13 protein-coding genes are annotated in these 19,696 nt (G+C 35.4%); 4 read left to right on the top strand and 9 right to left on the bottom strand.

What is annotated here, in order from left to right; genetic code table 11:
• Positions 1 to 1,048: 1,048 nt before the first annotated feature.
• From P3F56_RS08200 to petM, 3 genes are all read right to left on the bottom strand, one after another.
• Entirely contained in the window at positions 1,049 to 1,843 is a 795-nt protein-coding gene (locus P3F56_RS08200) for a pantothenate kinase (protein ID WP_281152393.1), read from the bottom strand.
• 252 nt (positions 1,844 to 2,095) lie between these two features.
• Complete coding sequence (gene thyD / locus P3F56_RS08195) at positions 2,096 to 3,019, bottom strand: thylakoid membrane protein ThyD (protein WP_281152392.1); 924 nt, start codon at positions 3,017 to 3,019, stop codon at positions 2,096 to 2,098.
• Positions 3,020 to 3,541: 522 nt separating this feature from the next.
• On the bottom strand, positions 3,542 to 3,655 hold the full coding sequence (gene petM / locus P3F56_RS08190; protein ID WP_281152391.1) for a cytochrome b6-f complex subunit PetM: 114 nt from the start codon (positions 3,653 to 3,655) through the stop codon (positions 3,542 to 3,544).
• Positions 3,656 to 3,824: 169 nt separating this feature from the next.
• Between petM and pdxA the strand changes: the two genes are divergently transcribed.
• Positions 3,825 to 4,967 carry a 4-hydroxythreonine-4-phosphate dehydrogenase PdxA gene (gene pdxA, locus P3F56_RS08185; protein WP_281152390.1) on the top strand — a complete coding sequence of 381 codons (1,143 nt, stop codon included), beginning with the start codon at positions 3,825 to 3,827 and terminating at the stop codon, positions 4,965 to 4,967.
• A gap of 565 nt (positions 4,968 to 5,532) precedes the next feature.
• On the opposite strand, the gene groL is transcribed toward pdxA, so the two are convergent.
• From groL to P3F56_RS08170, 3 genes are all read right to left on the bottom strand, one after another.
• Positions 5,533 to 7,155: a chaperonin GroEL gene (groL, locus tag P3F56_RS08180; RefSeq protein WP_281152389.1), complete on the bottom strand. Its 1,623-nt coding sequence runs from the start codon at positions 7,153 to 7,155 to the stop codon at positions 5,533 to 5,535.
• 144 nt (positions 7,156 to 7,299) lie between these two features.
• A complete protein-coding gene (groES, locus tag P3F56_RS08175; protein ID WP_281152388.1) occupies positions 7,300 to 7,611 on the bottom strand; it encodes a co-chaperone GroES in 312 nt (103 codons plus the stop codon).
• Between the two features lie 1,399 nt (positions 7,612 to 9,010).
• A complete protein-coding gene (locus tag P3F56_RS08170) occupies positions 9,011 to 9,622 on the bottom strand; it encodes an alpha/beta hydrolase (protein WP_281152387.1) in 612 nt (203 codons plus the stop codon).
• A 121-nt stretch (positions 9,623 to 9,743) separates the two neighbouring features.
• Here P3F56_RS08170 and ndk point away from each other — a divergent pair, with 121 nt between their 5' ends.
• From ndk to rpmA, 3 genes are all read left to right on the top strand, one after another.
• The gene (ndk, locus tag P3F56_RS08165; RefSeq protein WP_281152386.1) at positions 9,744 to 10,193 is read left to right on the top strand and encodes a nucleoside-diphosphate kinase; all 450 of its coding nucleotides are present in this window, start codon (positions 9,744 to 9,746) and stop codon (positions 10,191 to 10,193) included.
• A 907-nt stretch (positions 10,194 to 11,100) separates the two neighbouring features.
• Positions 11,101 to 11,508, top strand: coding sequence for a 50S ribosomal protein L21 (rplU, locus tag P3F56_RS08160; RefSeq protein WP_281152385.1), 408 nt, complete (start codon positions 11,101 to 11,103; stop codon positions 11,506 to 11,508).
• Positions 11,509 to 11,551: 43 nt separating this feature from the next.
• Positions 11,552 to 11,815, top strand: a complete 264-nt coding sequence (rpmA, locus tag P3F56_RS08155) for a 50S ribosomal protein L27 (RefSeq protein ID WP_281152384.1) — start codon at positions 11,552 to 11,554, stop codon at positions 11,813 to 11,815.
• A 126-nt stretch (positions 11,816 to 11,941) separates the two neighbouring features.
• On the opposite strand, the gene aroA is transcribed toward rpmA, so the two are convergent.
• The 3 genes from aroA to P3F56_RS08140 all read right to left on the bottom strand — a co-directional run bounded on the left by aroA (position 11,942) and on the right by P3F56_RS08140 (position 19,375).
• Positions 11,942 to 13,288, bottom strand: coding sequence for a 3-phosphoshikimate 1-carboxyvinyltransferase (gene aroA / locus P3F56_RS08150; RefSeq protein WP_281152383.1), 1,347 nt, complete (start codon positions 13,286 to 13,288; stop codon positions 11,942 to 11,944).
• A 107-nt stretch (positions 13,289 to 13,395) separates the two neighbouring features.
• The gene (locus tag P3F56_RS08145) at positions 13,396 to 15,195 is read right to left on the bottom strand and encodes an SLC13 family permease (RefSeq protein ID WP_281152382.1); all 1,800 of its coding nucleotides are present in this window, start codon (positions 15,193 to 15,195) and stop codon (positions 13,396 to 13,398) included.
• A gap of 2,380 nt (positions 15,196 to 17,575) precedes the next feature.
• Positions 17,576 to 19,375, bottom strand: a complete 1,800-nt coding sequence (locus tag P3F56_RS08140) for an aspartate kinase (protein WP_281152381.1) — start codon at positions 19,373 to 19,375, stop codon at positions 17,576 to 17,578.
• Positions 19,376 to 19,696: the final 321 nt, after the last annotated feature.

Below are 19,696 nucleotides of genomic sequence, written 5' to 3'. Positions count from 1 at the left end.
AGCTTCTAAGTCTAACTCGAGAGGAGATTTTTGAAGTAAGTATAAGCCGTCAGTCGAACAAAAAGTTCTAAACACTTCAATTGCTCAAATATTTAATTTAAGAGAGATTTTTAAGTTGGTTATTCACCATTTCAATTTTAAAATACTTACAGTATAAAAATTTATAACTCAGTTTCACTTACTTTTATCTAATTTTCATAATTTTACAATTAATTTTTGTCTTAACTCTGAAGCAGTGTTACTGTTATCTATGTTACCTAACACTAACTTAAAAACTAATAATTAACTGTATTCGTTAAGAATTAAATTTTATTTAAACTTGTAATGCTATCCAACAAAAATTTGATCTCATCTCAGTAAATATTTAAAAACTTATGATTTCCTACTAAACGCCTGATTAAAGACTTTTTTTTGAAACAAAATCAATAAAACTAATTTTTATATTTTTTACTTTGCAAGTATACAAAATACAGTACAGTAACATTATTCTCCAGTCCATAAGCTCCATAAGATGATTATAGACTACTAAATAGAAAATGTTTCTTAATGACAGGAAAATTCTGCGACATTTAAGATTATTTAAAAGGTTAGTTTTCTGATCTGAAAAATATATTTTAGTTATCGCATATTCAAATAATATATTTTAAATAAGTACTTATTTAAAATATATTATTTGAATTAATAGACAAGGTAACAATACTATTCATCAATTAATAAAAGTGGTCTGGACCATAAGATAGTTCGGTAAAATTAAGACGATATTTTATATACATAGCACCAGACCTCAATAAGTGCTGCTTCTAGCATAGAGCTGCTGCTTCCCTGTATGGCCCTAAAGTTTTATCTAACTCACATTTGTTAAATCTTTTTTCCTGTAAAGATCGAAACTAAGATAGTTCAATTTTGTTATACATAACATCTTCCGGATGAGATGATTACAATAGCTTAAAAAATAGCAATATTTTCATATATTAGTCACTTCTATAACCTTATTATTAATAATTTTTATTGACATTGTTATTTTACTCATTAAAATGACAATGTCAAATCAGGTTTGAACTTTTGCATAATTATTAATTCTACACAAAAAAAATACTTCTCTAATTCCCCAGAAAATAAGATTGCTATCTTGTTTTAAGTTATCTAAAAACTCATCATTATCATCTTTTAGATAATTTATGATTTGTTGCGAATCTCCCCCTGTTATAATCACTTGACTGTCGGAAAATTTTTTTGACCAATCCTTAATAAATGTTTTAATTACTGCTAGGATAGCGTAGACAACGCCACTTTGAATTGCCTCAGAAGTTGTCGTTCCCCAAGGGGTGGGTAAACTCATCGGCAATACTTCTTCAGATAAAGCAGCTGTATTATTAGCTAGGGACTTTAACTGTAACCTTAATCCTGGTAAAATTGCTCCTCCAATTAAAGCCTGATCGCCATCAACTCCTGTAAAAGTTAAAGCTGTTCCTGCATCAATTACCAGACAAGGAAACCCATAAGTTTTCCCTGCACCCAAGACCGCTAAAGCACGGTCAATTCCTAAAGTTGGATAAAGTTTTTGTAGAGGTATATGTACCTGAGTAATAATTTTTATCTTTGGATAAGTTTTCCATAATTGGGTTTGGGAAAGAACCACAGAAGTAAAATAAACGGGTAAATCATCTGGTAATTGTGGAAGCAATAAATGTTTAGGTAATTTGTTGGTTGTAATGGGTTTAGATAAATGAGGAGTATCCCAAGTTATTTGCAGTTTATCTGTTTTAAAATACCCCCAATGGAGACGGGAATTACCTACAATTACAGCAAAATACGGGTATGAATTTGAAATATTAATGTTCATATCATCACTAAATACTAGATAATTAGACTCTTCAGTATTCCATTATTCAGTAATTTATGATTTTATCTGAAAAATATTTCACAATAAAATTGTATGATTTTACTGACTAAAGAACAGCTAATTTTTTTTATTTTTATTTCCAAAGGAAATTTTTTTTAGAACTTAAATGAGAACTCTAAGATGAAATACAAGTCTATCCTTTTATTTGTACTCTTAGAGTTATTTTTATTCTTTCAGAACTATTGACTTTAGTTAAACTCGAGGCACGATATCCATTAGGGCTTTTTTCAAGTTCGGATATTGATATTCAAATCCTATAGATTGAGTTCTTTTAGGTAAAACTTGTTGCCCTTCTAACACCACTTTTGACGCGTCTCCTAACAAGAATTTTAAAACAAAATCTGGAATAGGTAGCCAAGAGGGGCGATTCATAATTTCCCCTAAAGTTTCACACAGTTCATTCATACGAACAGGATGAGGAGAAGTGGCATTTAATACCCCTTCAATATCATTCCGCTTAAGGGACTCAGTGATTAAATTAACTAAATCATCCAGATGAATCCATGAAAACCATTGATCGCCTTTTCCCAATGGTCCTCCTGCAAACAATTTGAATGGAGGAATCATTTTTGCTAATGCGCCTCCATTACCCAAAACAATACCTAGGCGTAAGATAACTAAGCGAACACCTACTTGTTTCACTTTGTTAGCTTCTGTTTCCCATACTTGACAGACTTGAGATAAAAAATTATCTCCAGGGTCACTATCTTCATCGAAGATACCTATTTCACTTGTTCCATAATAACCAACAGCTGAAGCATTCACTAGAACCGATGATTTAGCCTCTGCTTGAGTAATAGCTTCGACAATTTTTCTGGTTCCTAACTGACGACTTTCTAGAATAGCTTTTCTATTTTCTGCGGTCCACCGTTCCGCGATGGGTTCCCCTGCTAAATTTACTACTCCGTCACAACCAGAAATAGCTTTTTGCCAATCTCCTGATTCTGTTGGTTGATAAGCAATAATTTTTAAATTAGGAAATCGAGAGGTAGGATACAGTCGTTGAGCGCGATTAGCATTACGAGTAAAAATCAATAATTGATGCCCATCATTCTCTAGTTTTTCAACTAGTCGACTACCAACAAATCCAGTGGCTCCGGTAATGGCAATTTTCATAAAAAAAACAGGTAATAAAATAACTAAATTTCTAACTAATTTGTAGTATTTTCGTAATCCATACTATTAACTTCCGCATAGAAATATTCCACATATTCCACGTTCCTAATGATTATCTTGTTCAAGATTACAATGCACACGTAACTCATTGTAACCCATCCACTTTATTCCTAGCTCAAATAATTTTTGAGTGAGAAAAGTAAAATTTTAAATTAAATCTTCAGGATTAACCAAGCGCAAATTTATATAAAATTGTTACCAAAAGCTTCTAAAATTGTTAAAGATATTTTTAACTTTTAAATATTATTTAAACACTATGGATAACTTTCTTTTTGCTATAGCGTAGACTGAAAATTACTCAATCATTCTTGAATTTTTAAAAAGATTAAATAGCTGATATGAGAATTATTATTCATCAGTAATAGACCATAATAATAAACTATAAAATCTATTTTTTAAAGCTCATAAAAATGAGGGATAATGAAAATATTGGTTTTCTTATCCCTCAGTAAAAACTGAAAGTTATTCAGCCCCTCCTCCTTGAATTTTAAGGAGAAGGAACCCCCAAGCTAAACCAACTAACACAAGAACAATACATAAAATTGCTCCGTTGAACATCATACTTTCTGCACTCATTCTAATTACTCCTTAACGAATCTATAAATACCATTTTCGTGATTTTAGCTGCCAACAAGTCCTCTAATCTTAGTCGAACATAATTAGCAGATAAAGATGCTCACAAACCTTAAGCTAAAATTGACTCATTCATCGATATCATTGTAGAACATCAAGGTGACATTGTCAGATGCAACATCTTAACTTGACAACATCATTAACAGCTAAAACTATCAACGAACCTAACTCCTACTGTCCTCATTTAGCCGTAACTATGGGTGACCCTGGAGGAATTGGGGCAGAAGTTATCCTGAAAGCGTTGGCCGATCCTTCAATCACTGAAAGTTGTCGTTTAACAGTGTTTGGAACGCGGTCTATCTTACACAATACTTATCAAGTATTGCAGACTACTGGTGAGTCATTAGCCGATCCTGAGTCTTTGTCTGTGGTGGATATTCCTCTCGATAGGACAACCTTATCCCAGATAACCTTAGGACATGGAAATCAAGCTAGTGGCAGGGCAAGTTTTGCTTATTTAGAGACGGCTACTGACCGTACCCTAAAAGGTGAGTTCCAAGGTATTGTAACCGCGCCTATTGCTAAGTCTTGTTGGAAGGCGGCAGGACATGATTATCCTGGACAAACAGAGATATTAGCCCAAAAAGCAGGTGTAGAGAAGTTCGGTATGTTATTCATCGCACAATCACCCTATACAGGGTGGACATTACGAACCATATTAGCCACTACTCACATTCCTCTATGCCAAGTTTTTGCTACTTTAACCCCTGAATTAATGACCTTAAAATTAGAATTATTAATCAACTGTTTACAACAAGATTTTGCTATTAAAAATCCTAAAATTGTTATTTCTGGACTGAATCCTCATAGCGGGGAACAAGGACAGTTAGGAACCGAAGAAAAAGACTGGTTATTCTCTTGGTTAGAGACTCAACAAAAGCAACGTAAAGATGTTGAATTAGTAGGTTTAATGCCTCCTGACACCATGTGGGTTAAACCTGGAAAAGCTTGGTATGGAAATCAGTTAGAGTTAATGCAAACAAATAATACTTTAAGTAACCGCTCAATTTTAACTATGACCGACTTAGGAGATGGTTACTTGGCATTATATCATGATCAAGGGTTAATCCCTGTTAAATTAATGGCTTTTGACCAAGCAATTAATACCACTGTTGGGCTACCATTTATTCGAACTTCCCCTGATCATGGAACTGCTTTTGATATTGCAGGTAAAGGAATTGCTAAGGCTACGAGTATGAAAACAGCTATCAAATTAGCTTCTAAATTGGCTTATTTTAGGTTTACTAAACGATAGTTTTTGCTTTGTTTATATAAACATTTTCTTTAACAGAAGAGAAAGTAAAAACTATTCTGCAGTCTTGCACATTATTTATTGTTTTGCTTTTATAATTTTCCTGATATTTTTATATTTATAAAATTTTTATGTTAGAAAAGTCAATTTAAGTGGGAGACTCTATCAACGTTACGTTAGTTCGACAAAAGTTTGTGGAACTAACGAGAAGCAGCAGCTCCATACTAGAAGCCACATTTTATTGATATCTGATGCTATGTATATAAAATACCGTCTCAATCTCTAGATCACTTCGACCAAAGATTTGAACAACATTGTTACTCTGCTCCTCAATTGATAGTGTTTATTCGAGAAGAAGATTACGTTTTCGTTTGAGAGTAGATAGAGTGATGACTCTTGTAATTGCTTTTTATGGGTTAGGATATGAACTTTTAAATAATTAAATACATTATAGGTCCTTTCCCATTCAGGAAAAATACTTCATTTACAACAGCTCAATAAGTAGGTGGGTGTAAGCAAAAAAGGTGGGGAACACCCACCCAACTGAAAATATCCGACAAATCTGAACTTAGTAATCAAAGTCCCCGCCACCAGGAGCGGCGCCTTTGTCTTTCTCAGGTTTATCCACCACAATACACTCTGTGGTCAGGATCATTCCGGCAATAGAAGCTGCATTTTGCAGTCCAGAACGGGTAACTTTAGCAGGGTCAACTACGCCGACGGCGATCATATCAGAAAAATTACCCGTGGCGGCATCATAACCAACGTTAAACTCTTTCTCTTTAACTCGTTCAGCAATAACAGCACCATTCTGACCAGCGTTTTCAGCAATACGCTTGAGGGGAGCTGTTAAAGCACGAGACACGATCGTTGCTCCGATTAATTCCTCAGCTATTAGGTTGCTAGTAGCCCACTTTTCTAATTGGGGGGCTAAGTGAGCCAGAGTTGTCCCACCCCCAGGAACAATTCCTTCTTCAACAGCTGCTTTAGTGGCGTTGATAGCATCTTCTAGGCGAAGTTTGCGATCTTTCATTTCTGTCTCGGTAGCTGCTCCTACTTTGATTACAGCCACCCCACCAGACAGTTTAGCTAAGCGTTCTTGAAGCTTTTCTTTGTCATAGGAAGAATCGCTATCGTCAATCTGACGACGAATTAGCTCGCAACGGGACTTGACCGCTGCTTCGTTTCCTTCGGCTATAATGGTGGTGTTATCTTTGGTTATGGTTATCCGGCGGGCAGTACCGAGCATTTCTACCTTAGTGTTCTCTAACTTGAGCCCAGCATCTTCACTAATTACCTGACCGCCAGTGAGCACGGCGATGTCTTCCAGCATCTGCTTACGGCGGTCGCCGAACCCAGGAGCTTTAACCGCCGCAACTGTTAAAACACCCCGTAAACGGTTAACCACTAGAGTAGCTAGAGCTTCTTTCTCAATGTCTTCAGAAATGATGACTAGGGGTTTTCCTTGGCGAGCAACTTGTTCTAAAACAGGAACTAAGTCTTGTACTAAGGTAATTTTTTTGTCGGTGATTAGAATACAAGGATCATCTAATACTGCTTCCATACGTTCGGTGTCGGTCACAAAGTATGGAGAAATATATCCTTTGTCGAAGCGCATCCCTTCGGTAATTTCCAATTCTGTAGTCATGGACTTTCCTTCTTCAAGGGAAATGACTCCCTCTCTGCCCACTTTGTCCATGGCGTTAGCAATCATCTGACCCACTTCTTCATCATTCCCCGCAGAGATAGCCCCCACTTGGGCGATGGCCTTGGAGTCTTCAATGGGTTTAGCGTATTCGGCAATTTTTGCAACTAAGAATTCTGTAGCTTTATCTACACCTCTTTTGAGGGCAATAGGGTTAGCTCCAGCAGCTAGATTGCGTAAGCCTTCTTTAACAATAGCGTGAGCAAGAACAGTGGCGGTGGTAGTTCCGTCCCCAGCTACGTCATTGGTTTTGGAAGCAGCTTGACGAATCAAAGATACCCCGGTGTTTTCAATATGATCTTGCAGTTCAATTTCTTTAGCGATGGTGATTCCATCATTAATGATTTGAGGTGCACCAAATTTCTTCTCGAGAACCACGTTCCGTCCTTTAGGTCCTAAAGTAACAGCAACGGCCTCGGTGAGAATGTCCATACCTCTTTCCAGAGCGCGGCGCGCATCTTCGTTATAAACAATAGATTTAGCCATAGATTATGCCTCTTTTGAGTAACCTGTTAGTAAACAAACAATGGATGTCAATCTTCGTGCTATAGGTGGAAGTAGCTTTTGTCTTGCCTACCCTGACTGACTTTTCAATGAATCGACGGGGAATAGATTACCCTTACTTCAAGCTTAAGCAACTGCTGCTAAGATGTCTTTCTCGGATAACAATACATAATCCTCGCCACCGAGTTTGATGTCAGTTCCAGCATATTTGGAGTAAAGAACTTGATCACCTACTTTTACTTCAATTTCAGAACGGCTACCATCATCATTACGTTTACCAGGGCCAACGGCGACGATTTCACCAATTTGGGGCTTTTCTTTAGCAGTTTCGGGGAGTAAAATTCCTCCAGCTGTCTTTTCTTCAGATGCACTGACCTTTACAAACACGCGATCACCAAGGGGCTTAACGGTTGAAACGTTGATACTGATTGCTGCCATGTATAAATCCTCTAGGATTTGATTTAAGGTTAAATCTCAGGAGATGATGTATCTTAAAAAATAGCACTCTCACCTCATGAGTGCTAATCTAGCGAAATAGAGGTGATCGTGGCAACAGGTGGTTGTGTACGGGTTCCCGAACTGACCTAAAAAGATGCTTGATTGACTATCATCTGTTGTATTGTCGTAACAAAATATTGTGGGAGACTATTTTTTCTTAAATCTTGCAACTTTAAGCTAGGATATAGTCAATTTCAAGTTTTCTCATTAAAAATTCTGTGAGTGGTACTAGAGTTAAATGGTTATTACCTGAGCTCTAAAAGCTTAAAGTTCAATCATCTCACTTTTTTCTTGGGAGTAGTGGAAGATTTCTGCTAAAAACACTAATTCTATCATTATCTCGTCTCTTTTCTCATTCGAGTCTAGAAATTACAATCTTTACTTTGTTAGTTATTCGTTCAGTAGCTAAATTTTCGTTCGTAACATACTTTTTTTACAATCCTTGATTATTCTATCTATTTTTTTAGAAAAGTGCTACAGGCATATTGTAGAGGGCTGATAGAATTTATTTATGCACAATTTAAAAGTCTTTAGTTTCTATTTCCTAATCTAGAGATGTTTAATCAATTCTATTGATTTTAAATTAGTGTTAGAAACCTAAATAATTTTAGATTATCCTAAAAATAGGACAAAATAGAAAAATAGATAATAACTTTCACTTATTAAAAGTTATTATCTATTTTTCTATTTTTTGACTGCTATAGCTTATACACAGGAATAAATTAACACGTAACACTTAATCTAAAATGATAAATATTTTTTGTTTGTCATCTGTATTGCTAAAAAAAATTATGAGTCAACAGGAAACTGATAAAAGGAAACGCGATAAAATATGTTAGTTAGGATTAGATCCACTTAGATTCTAATTTCAACTCAAATACTGTAAGTGTTTCTCCTTAAGAAGATTGGATGAAATAAAATTTTATTGCTGATATGTAATAGCCTCTATATTTAACTTATTTTAATATCGATATATCCTTTTTAAAATACTTATGAATAACGATCAATTTAGAGATAGTATTAATGGCGCACTAGTTTTTAAAAAATATGATTAAAAAGTAATTTTAAATTATGCCGCTCTTATTAGAGAATAGATTTAAGCCAATAATAGTATTAGATATTTTATTGATTGTGTATGATTGTCTTAAAATGTTAATGTCAACTAAAAGTATCTATTTACCTGAAGGTAAATAGATACTTTTTAAGTCTGTAATGATAACTCTTATACTTAAAAAGTATCCATTATCTATTAAGTATTTATTTAGAATTTTTTATTCACTTTCTTTAGTTTATTGTAAATATATTTTATAAATAAATAGAGTTTTATTAAAAAATAAATTCAACATTTTTTTTGAATAAATTGTTGGAGAATAGCCAGAGTGATAGAAGAAATTTCATGACCTCCATTAAATTCATGGTATTCAACCATTGCACCGATATCTGTTAAAGCATCTTTAGCTTTACGGGCAGCTTGGATTGGAACTACCATGTCTTGTATCCCATGTACAATTAGAATAGGAGAACAAGGAAATGGGGTAGTTTGAGGTTGAAAATGTAAATAGCCACTCAGACTACAAATACCAGCCAGAGGCAATTGTAAACCAACATCAAGGGACATTGCCCCCCCCTGAGAAAAGCCAGCAAGAACTGTCCGAGATAGGGGAACTCCCGTCTGATTTTCTAAAGAAAATAACCAATTTTGCAAAAGATTTTGACTTTCAGATAATCCCTGACAGTCTAGGGTTTCTAGAACGTACCAAGCTCGTCCTCCAGGAACTTCAGGGTGGGGGAAGGGAGCATTGGGGAAAATCAGCTGACAATCTCCCAAAGATAGCATTGAAGCTAAAGGAGCTAAATCTTTGGCATTAGCTCCCCAACCATGCAACATAATTAAAAGAGACTGGGGAACTTTTCCAGCAGTGGGTACGATGGAAATAGCATTTAAAGACACTAAGGATAACTCCTGTTCAAAAAGATAGTTCTATCTATTATTGATCCTTGTTAGCCCAGAAAGGTAAACTAATTAAGTGTTTTACAGACATTCTTATCAGGCAAGCAAAAAGGAGTTAGCCTTGGAACAGACATTTATTATGGTCAAACCCGATGGAGTACAACGTGGCTTAATTGGCGAAGTCATCAGTCGTTTTGAAGCTAAAGGCTTTACCCTTGTAGGACTCAAACTTGTGCAAGTCTATAAGGAATTAGCTGAAGAACATTATGATGTTCACAAAGAACAGCCTTTTTTTAGCAGTTTAGTTGAATTTATCTGTTCTTCGCCAGTGGTAGCCATGGTTTGGCAAGGAAAAGGGGTAGTAGCTTCTGCTAGAACTGTTATTGGAGCGACAAATCCCCTAACGGCTGCGCCAGGAACCATTAGGGGTGATTATGGGATAAGTATTGAACGTAATCTAATTCACGGTTCTGATGCCATTGAAACTGCTCAAAAAGAAATTAGTCTCTGGTTTAATAATAAGGAATTGGGCAGTTGGGAACCTACCATGAAACCTTGGTTGTATGAGTAGTTGAAGAATCTGTTTACCCTTGTTTTTAATTGATTTATCAATGAACCCGCTCACATGAAAAGGTTTTGCTTCTCCCTTTCGTGTGAGCGCCGTTATGTTTTTGGGAATGAATCTTTTTTCATTGGATATTAGTGATGGCATTACTGTTGATGTTTTGAAAAAACATGTTCAGAATTAAGATAAAGAAAAGTCTCATAAATCCTAACTTAATTTTTATCGTCACTACGCAATAACAAAATAACATTTTTATAAATTTATTTAACAGTTATTAACTGCGCATGTTAAATACGAATGATAGACTTTATTGATAGGATGGACAAAAAAATATAATTCAAGATCTTTAGTAATAAAGATTTAAAAACTGTGAAATATCTATTTTTATAGATAAGTGCTAATTACTGGATTTATCAGTAACTAAAATATTAACGTTTTTAAACATTAATATTTTTTAAAATTTAAAATATGTAAAAAATGGGTATCATTTTTCTCTCAATACAGACTAACTCAACATCAAGTTTGATAAGATGTTTAGTTTTCTCTGAGTAATTTTAATCCTGTCAGGTGATTATGGTTATTAGCCAAGAATATTTCTTCAAGAAACAGCAAGTAACTTAAATAATTATCTAAATTTATATGAATAGTTAAGATCTATTAAAAGTAAAAAGATCTCTCACTTACAAAAAAGGTGAATTCTAAGGATTTTAATTAATCATTGTTTAGTTATTCTTCTCATTTAGAAGATTGACATAAATAGTTAAATCCTAGACAATGGTAGACGGTGTGTCTAAATCATCCATGCTCGGATCAGGTTAAGACATCAATATAAAAGCAGAATAAACAAAGATAAATAGGCAAGACCTAACTCTGCTACCTGTACGGCAACTAAGAAAAGGATAATCTATTGAGTATGAGTTACGCTATCGTTGAAATGGGTGGCCAACAGATTCGTGTTGAACCTGGTCGTTTTTACGACATTAATTATCTCGGAGTTGACCCTGACAGTTCCTATACTGTTGACAAAGTTTTATTAGTCAACGATGAGGAAGAAATTAGAATAGGACAGCCTTTTATTGAAGGTGCAATCGTTGAGGGAAAGATCCTGGAACATCGGCGAGGACGTAAAATTATTGTCTATAAAATGCGTCCTAAGAAGAAAACTCGGAAAAAAAGAGGACACCGCCAGGAATTGTCTCGCTTGATGATTACCGCTATTAAGATTGATGATAAAGTCATCGCAGAAGACTCAGAAGGTGTACCAGTGGTTGCGACGGAGATTACTACCCCTGCGGTGAAAAGCGCCACTGAAGAAGAATAGACTTTTAAAATGGAAATAACTTCATATAGAGGATAGAAAAAAAATGGCTCACAAGAAGGGAACAGGTAGTACACGAAATGGTCGTGATTCAAGAGCGCAAAGACTTGGGGTTAAACGGTATGGTGGTCAAATTGTTAGAGCCGGAAATATTCTGATTCGTCAACGGGGAACCAGAGTTCATCCAGGGAATAATGTTGGTCGTGGTAGTGATGATACCCTCTTTGCTTTAATTGATGGAATTGTCACTTTTGAACATAAAACCCGTAGTCAAAAAAAGGTAAGCATTTACCCTGTAGCGACTGAATAAGCCGTCACAGAGTAAAACAACGGTATCGGCAAATCGCTCTAACTATAACTTTGGTTAGGTCTATGTTTGTGACGATAGATATGTTAATAATTAGTTGTAGGGTGGGTGTTGCTCATCCTACAGTCTTTATCTAAGCAATTGTTGTAGAGTAGTTACAAATTTGGGGTAGGAAACTGCTACCGCTTCCGCACGATGAATGGTAGTTGGTCCTTTAGCCATGAGGGCGGCGATCGCTAAACTCATAGCAATGCGATGATCTGTATAACTATCTAATTCATACCCTGTTAAGGGAGTTCCCCCAACAATTTCCAAGCCATCGGGTAATTCCGTGATCTTAGCCCCCATACGGTTTAATTGGGAGGCCATGGCTGCTAAACGATCACTTTCTTTAACCCGCAATTCTGCTGCGTCTTTAATAATAGTTGTCCCTTGAGCAAAAACTGCTGCTACCGCCAAAATAGGGATTTCGTCAATCAAACGGGGAATAATCCCTCCTTCAATGACACAAGCTTTCAGAGAACTTTGTTTCACCCGTAAATCTGCCACAGGTTCCCCTGTAACCACCCGTTGGTTTTCAAGGGTGATGTCAGCTTCCATCATAGCCAATACTTCTAAAATACCGGTCCGAGTTGGATTAACCCCTACATTTTCAATAACTAATTCTGACCGTGGAACAATGGACCCAGCAACTAACCAAAAGGCTGCAGAACTAATATCTCCGGGAACTACTACTTTCTGTCCAGTTAAGGGGGTTCCTCCGGTAATGGTTACACTGTGGGTCGATGGATCAATATCTAAAGTTGCTCCAAAGGCCTGTAACATTCGTTCGCTGTGATCCCTAGATAAAGCAGGTTCAGTCACCGTGGTTTTCCCCTCAGTCATCAGTCCTGCTAGGAGAATACAAGATTTAACTTGAGCTGATGCAATGGGAGAATGGTAATGGATGGGGGTTAGATCGTGTCCTTGAATGGCAAGGGGGGCTAGAGAATTGTTATTTCTGCCCCAAATTTTTGCCCCCATTTTCTGTAAGGGTTTAACCACACGGGACATGGGACGTGATCGCAAAGAATTATCTCCGGTGATGCAAAAAAAACGACCTCGATGGGAGGCTAGTAACCCTAACATTAACCGCATGGTTGTTCCTGAATTGCCAGCATCAAGGACATCTAGAGGTTCTTGCAAATTTGCTAGTCCTACTCCTTTGACAGTGATGCGGTTGCTATTGAGGGGAGAAATTTCAGCCCCCATTCCTCGAAAACAAGCGGCAGTGCTGCGGGGATCTTCTCCTAATAATAATCCTTCGATAATAGTTTCTCCTTGAGAGATCGCTCCTAATATTAAAGCGCGATGGGAAATTGACTTATCCCCAGGGATTTTAAAAATTCCTTGTAAAGCTAATTCTGAAGACTGGAAATCAACAATTAAATCTTGGTGATTAGCAACTGTTTTGAGAGTAACAAAAGAAGATGACATAAGCTGGATAATTGTTTACTGGCAAATATTTACTAGAGACGTTAAAATATATGTAATAAACTACATGATTTAGTACAAAATTTAACTGTTTCATCCTGCTCCAGCAGTTACTGAATTTCAAGACCGTATAAACGCATAATTAAAATGGGAACAAAAATAACCATCATTAGATTTATTGGTCCACCAACTCTTACAAAATCTAAAAAGCGATAGCCTCCTGGAGTGTATACCATTGTATTAGTTTGATAGCCAATTGGGGTTGTGAAACTGTTAGAGGCAGCAAAGGTTACGGCAAACATAAAAGCATAAGGATTTAGGTTTAAGGTTTCAGCAACTTGAACTGCAATAGGAAACATCAGAACAACAGAAGCATTATTCGATAAAACTTCCGTAAGTATCGAGGTAATTAAAAAGAAGAATGTTAATATCCAATATCCTGATATATTTCCTCCTAAATCAACTAAATGATTAGCTATCCATTCAGTTGCTCCCGATTTATTCATAGCGGTTCCTAAAGGAAGTAATCCTGCCAAAAGAAAGATGACATCCCACCGTACAGAACCATAAATTTCTCCCGGTTTTAAACAACGCGTAAAGATCATCATTAAAACCCCTGATAAACTACTAACTAAAATTGGTAATAAATTAACAGCACTTAGGATAATTACACTACCTATAATTACTAAAGCAGTCCCAGCTTTATCTTGCCTGATTGTTTCTAAATTTCGTTCTTCTAATACTAACATTTCCCGAGTTGTTTGCAAACCAATAAAACTTTGTTTAGGACCCTGAACTAACAATAAATCTCCAAATCTTAGAGGAACTTTTCCTAATCTTTCTCTGACTAATTCTTCCCCTCGCCGGACTGCTAGAACCGTAGCATTATAACGCTGACGAAATCTTATATCTTTTAAGGTAGAACCAATTAAACTGGAGTTAGAAAGAATTAATATCTCAGCTACTTTCTCTTCGCCTGTGTTGATTTCTTCTTCAATACTTTCATTGTTAAATTGAACGTTTGGAAAAATTTCAATTCCTTTCTCATCCTTGATCTTGAGTAAGTCTCCTTTGTTTACTCGAACTAGTAATATATCACCTACTGAAATGATTTTATCAGCTAACGGTTGAGGAAAACGGGTATTATTATGAATGATTTCAAGAACATCTAAATCAAACTTTCTCTGAATTTCACTTTGATGAAGAGTTTGTCCAACTAAGCTTGAACGAGGTGTAATAACAACTTCACTAACGTAATCTTTAAGGTTATAACTTTCCCCCAATGAACTACTACTAGGAGGTTTACGGTCAGGTAAAATTTTAGGAGCAATAATAACTAAATAACTTAAGCCAATCATGAAAGTTATTAGCCCTAATTTACTAAATTCGAATAACCCAAATTCTTTGTATCCTAATTGTTTAGCTAGTCCGCTAGCTAAAATGTTAGTTGAGGTACCAACAAGGGTTAACATTCCCCCTAATATTGAACAATAAGACAAAGGAATCATTAATTTAGAAGAAGAGATATTTCGCTTTTTACTCCACTCTTCAATCATGGGCAAAAACATAGCAACTACAGCTGTATTATTAATAATAGCTGTGATTGGACCTACAATAATTCCGATTATAAAAATATTTTGATTAGTACTTTTTCCGCCCCACTTTATGAGCCAATCTTGTATTACTTGAAGTGCACCAGTGCGAGTAATTCCAGCACTTAGAATAAACATTGCCATGACAGTAATAGTTGCAGAATTTCCAAACCCAGCAATACCCTCTTCAGGAGTTACTATTCCTGAAAGCATCAGAATTACGACAATAGTAATAGCTGTTGTATCAGGAGGAAATCGTTCACAAATAAATAGAATTAATGCCAAGACAACAACCCCTAATGTGAAAACAATTTCCATAGTATTTAATGGTTAAGGATAAAGATTAATTAAAAGGACTAAAAGCCTTTATATTGATAGCTAGTTATTCTCAAAAAATTATCAATAATTTAGTAAACTGCACCATTTTAATCACGTCTATAATTTCAGACATTATTAATTTTAAGTAAAATTTGTTAAGTTTACCCTCAAATCTTCAAACTTTTCAGTAAATTTTCCTCTTATAGAAAAATATTAGGACAAATTCTTTCATTTTAGGAAAGGCGAATAAGATGGTTAAATCTACTAATTATCGTCCAATCAAGATTGATTGTAGTCACTCTTGATCTAAATCAACTTTCATGTGATCATCTTTTTGTTGCTTCTCCAGTAATTGTTAGGAACAGGGACGCGCAAACACGATGGAAGTTATGATCTTGTCCCTAAACATATGGCCATACAATTGGGGTGAGGTCATTATTTTGGTTTCATTTCTATCTCTTGCCATTACACCTATCAAAATACTAAGCGAAAAAAAGTATTTACTGTCAGTTTTCTCAAAACTGCTCAAGTCATCCTCACTAGTTTAACAGCGTCCCCTAACTACGAAAATAAGACTTAACTAGCAGTTAACACTCCATCAAAGTTTAAAGCAAGCTGTATGAATGGAGTTTTATTAGAATAGGTTTATCTTTTCCTTGAATGTTAGTCAGAGCGAATTGTTAGTTGGTTTGAGAGAGATAGCCCAGTCCTTAGTGAAGATATGTCTGTCCGAGTCCTCAACACTGCTTTACAATGGTGCAATCGCGACGATTAAGATATTTTTCTAGGAGTTTCTCTATTAGTTTATCTTTTTCTAGGATCTTAAGCTACTATTGACCATAGTTAATTCTTTCCCTTCCGGATTTATTCAATAGTTGAAAAGATACTAATATAGTATGAGTAGAAATATTGACTCTAATTTCAAATTATGTCTTTTTATAGATTAATTTCTAACATTGCTCAACAAATATGGGACTGTATTTACAGTCATTAGGGAAAAATAATCAACCTTTTAAAACAATTAGTCCTCGTGGATTTTCCTTCACTTTACTATCGGAGTTTTTCTCAAGACTCCGATAGTAAAGTGAGAATCAAAACAAAGTACAAGTTTCATCTTAGAGTTATTTTTTGTTATTCAACAATTATTTACCTTCAATAAACATGAAAGAAGAATTACTGTTAATTTAAGGACATAGAAACCATTGATACGGGTGTAATATTCAACATTATTGTCCCTAAAAACCAGGCTATTATTAGTTTATACATCTTACACAAGAAGATCTCCAGGCGATGAAAAAGACCATTTTAAGGTTGGAATCAGCTGCTTCTAGCACTCAATAATATTATTTATAAATTTTTTGTTGGTGACAAGAAATTTATAAATGCCTCTTGATTGAAACAGTTAACGACCAACTGATAACTTATACCTAGTTACCTAAAAAAAATTTTTCAGTTTAGAATAAAAAGTAAACTGAAAGAATTTTATGCTATTATCTTAACAAAGAGCTAAATTTGACTAAGATAGTTGAATTATACTCATCTTCAAATATCTTTTTAAGAATTTTATTAACTTTTATTTGATGCCACTTCCTTTTCTTTTCTATTGAATCTAGATCTGGACCATAAGTTAGTAAAAAATATAGATATTCTTCTTTCTCTTTTTACTGCATCTATTTCTTGCTCTTTGCCATATTATTCAGCTTTATTTTCCTTTTTTCTATAATTATCTATTTCTTATTTTTTTATACATAGTATTTTTATTACTCACTTTTGTTACTTTGTATTTACAGCCTTTTTCTTGAAAAGGAACAGATCATTACTGAAGTTAATCTAACTTATTTTAGGGCTTTTAAACTCTTAGAGAATCATTGGCTATTGCAAGTTATTTAATTATTTTAATGATAATTATTTAAGATATTTTATGTTTTCTTCTTTACAAGTTCTTTTTTGATCTCTCGGATAATCTAACATTTTTTTTAAAAAAATGTTAGATAGATTTGTCCAATCTAGACTTTTTAAAATCTTTGCTTACTTATATTTAAGGATAACATTCCTGCTCTTTATTTTTATTTTGTAGTGAACTTTTTTATGAAAATTAAACTTTAATAGTACTTGCTTCTCTAACGCTATTAGCGTAATAATTACAAAATTTTGTATCTTGTAATCACTCTTCTGCTCTTTGTTTAACTATTTTTATATAAAAAATTTAGTTAAGCTCATCTACCTCAATTGTAGATAATTAGCTTCATATAAACTTAAGTGGATTAATTCAATTGATTGAATAGTATTAATTTCTTTCTAAGAAGTGCTTTAGATAGAAACCTAATAGTCAACTCAATAATTTAGATTTGTGCCGTTATTACTTCAATCATCTAAATTATTAGACAGAGACTTCCAAGGTTTCTTGTTCTGCTAAGCCAAAAGCCTTGTGCACTGCTTTTAAGGCGTGAATCCCTTGCGCTTTAGCCACTACACAACTGATTTTAATTTCTGAGGTAGCAATCATTTTAATATTAATTTTTTGTTTAGCTAAAGCTTCAAAATATTTAGCCGCTATTCCAGGTTGTCCAACCATACCTGCTCCAACAACACTCACTTTAGCAATATCTGTATCAATAATCACCTCAGTAAAGCTATCTGAAAGGATTTCTAGGGAAGTCTGGACAGCTTGTAAATCCTCCTGGGCAACCGTAAAGGCAATGTCGCGGGTGGGGATTCCATTAACAATGCGACAACGTTGAGATTGAATTATCGTATCGACACTAATATTTTTGTCGGCTAAGGCCCCAAAAATTTTGGCCGCCATACCCGGGCGATCTTGAACATGAAGTAAAGCAATTTGAACTTGTTTAGTGTCAAGGGCGACTCCTCGAACAGGAGAAGAGACTTTAACGGTTTGAGAGACTACCGGAATTTTAGACAACTTGACACCAAATGCCTTACACAAAGCATCAATGGCACGAGCACCGTTGTTGGGGGAAATGACACAACTTACCTTTACCTCAGACGTAGCAATCATTTCAATATTAACCTGAGCATCAGCCAGAGTTTTAAACATCTTAGCGGCGATTCCTGGCCGTCCAATCATTCCCGCCCCCACAATGGCAATTTTAGCTGTCGCTTTTTCTATCAGAACTTCGGCTTCGTCACTGTTAGTTGGAGAATGTCTTAAGGCAGGAGCGATCGCTTCTGCCACTGCTTCGGCTTTATTTAATACTTTTCTGACCACCGTAAAGGCAATATCATTACTATTGTTTTCATGAATGGACTGAATAATCAAGTCCACATCTACCTTTTGATTAGCAATTTCCCCAAACAACTGCGCCGCCACTCCAGGACGGTCAGGAACTCGCAATAGGGCTATTTTAGCTTGATCAGGGTCAAATTCTATTCCGTCCACTGCTTTAGTTAGTTCCAACCCATCAATGGATCTGGGTTTAGGAATAGGAGAAATAACGCGAGTTCCAGGGGAAATACTCCAACTTGATCGGACTACTAACGGAATTCCATAATTTCGTGCAATTTCCACCGCCCTTGGATGGAGAACCTTAGCTCCTAAACTGGCTAACTCCAACATCTCATCACAGGTGATTTCGTTCATTAATTGGGCATCAGAAACCAAACGTGGATCGGTGGTTAAAATGCCAGGGACATCAGTATAAATTTCGCAGCAATTCGCCTTTAATGAGGCTGCAATAGCTACTGCAGAAGTATCTGATCCTCCTCGTCCCAAGGTAGTAATCTCTAAATCAGTTCCATTACTAATCCCTTGAAATCCTGCTACTACGACTACTTCACCTCGATCTAAATGCCGTTGAATGCGATGGGGTTTAATTGATAAAATGCGAGCGCGACTATGTTCAGCTTCGGTAATAATTCCAACTTGCGCCCCAGTTAGAGAAATTGCTGGCTGACCCAATTGTTGCAAAGCCATACTCATCAAAGCAATAGACACCTGTTCTCCTGTTGACAACAACATATCCATTTCTCGACGACAGGGATCGGGGGTAATTTCTGAAGCTAATTTGACTAATTTATCAGTAGTTTTGCCCATAGCTGAAACCACAACTACTACTTGGTTGCCTTTTTGGGCTATTTTGTGGATGCGTTGTGCTACTGTCTGAACTCGTTCTACGGAACCTATGGAAGTTCCACCGTATTTTTGGACAATTAAGTTCATAATTATTATTTAGAATTGGAAAAGAGAAATTAATTAAATTGATAGAGTCTCCTTAGCCCTTAAGGGTAGCAAATTTAATAAAAGTAAGTTGGGCATAAACTTTAAGAAACTGTTATTAAACGAAACATCAATTTAGGATCCTTAGGTCAAATACAGTTTTTTGGATAGTTTCTCTTCTTTTTTTCTACCGTAATGTACAAAAAATTTTTTTGTGTTATTTATGATATACCCTATAGTTCTCATATAATATACTTTATGAAAAGTCTATAAAGGTATGTTAATTAATTTAAGATATGTCGCAGATTTGATCAACGATGAAAT

Source organism: cyanobacterium endosymbiont of Epithemia clementina EcSB, from assembly GCF_029919255.1.
Lineage (GTDB): Bacteria > Cyanobacteriota > Cyanobacteriia > Cyanobacteriales > Microcystaceae > Rippkaea.
This window is presented reverse-complemented; position numbering and strand designations above follow the sequence as displayed.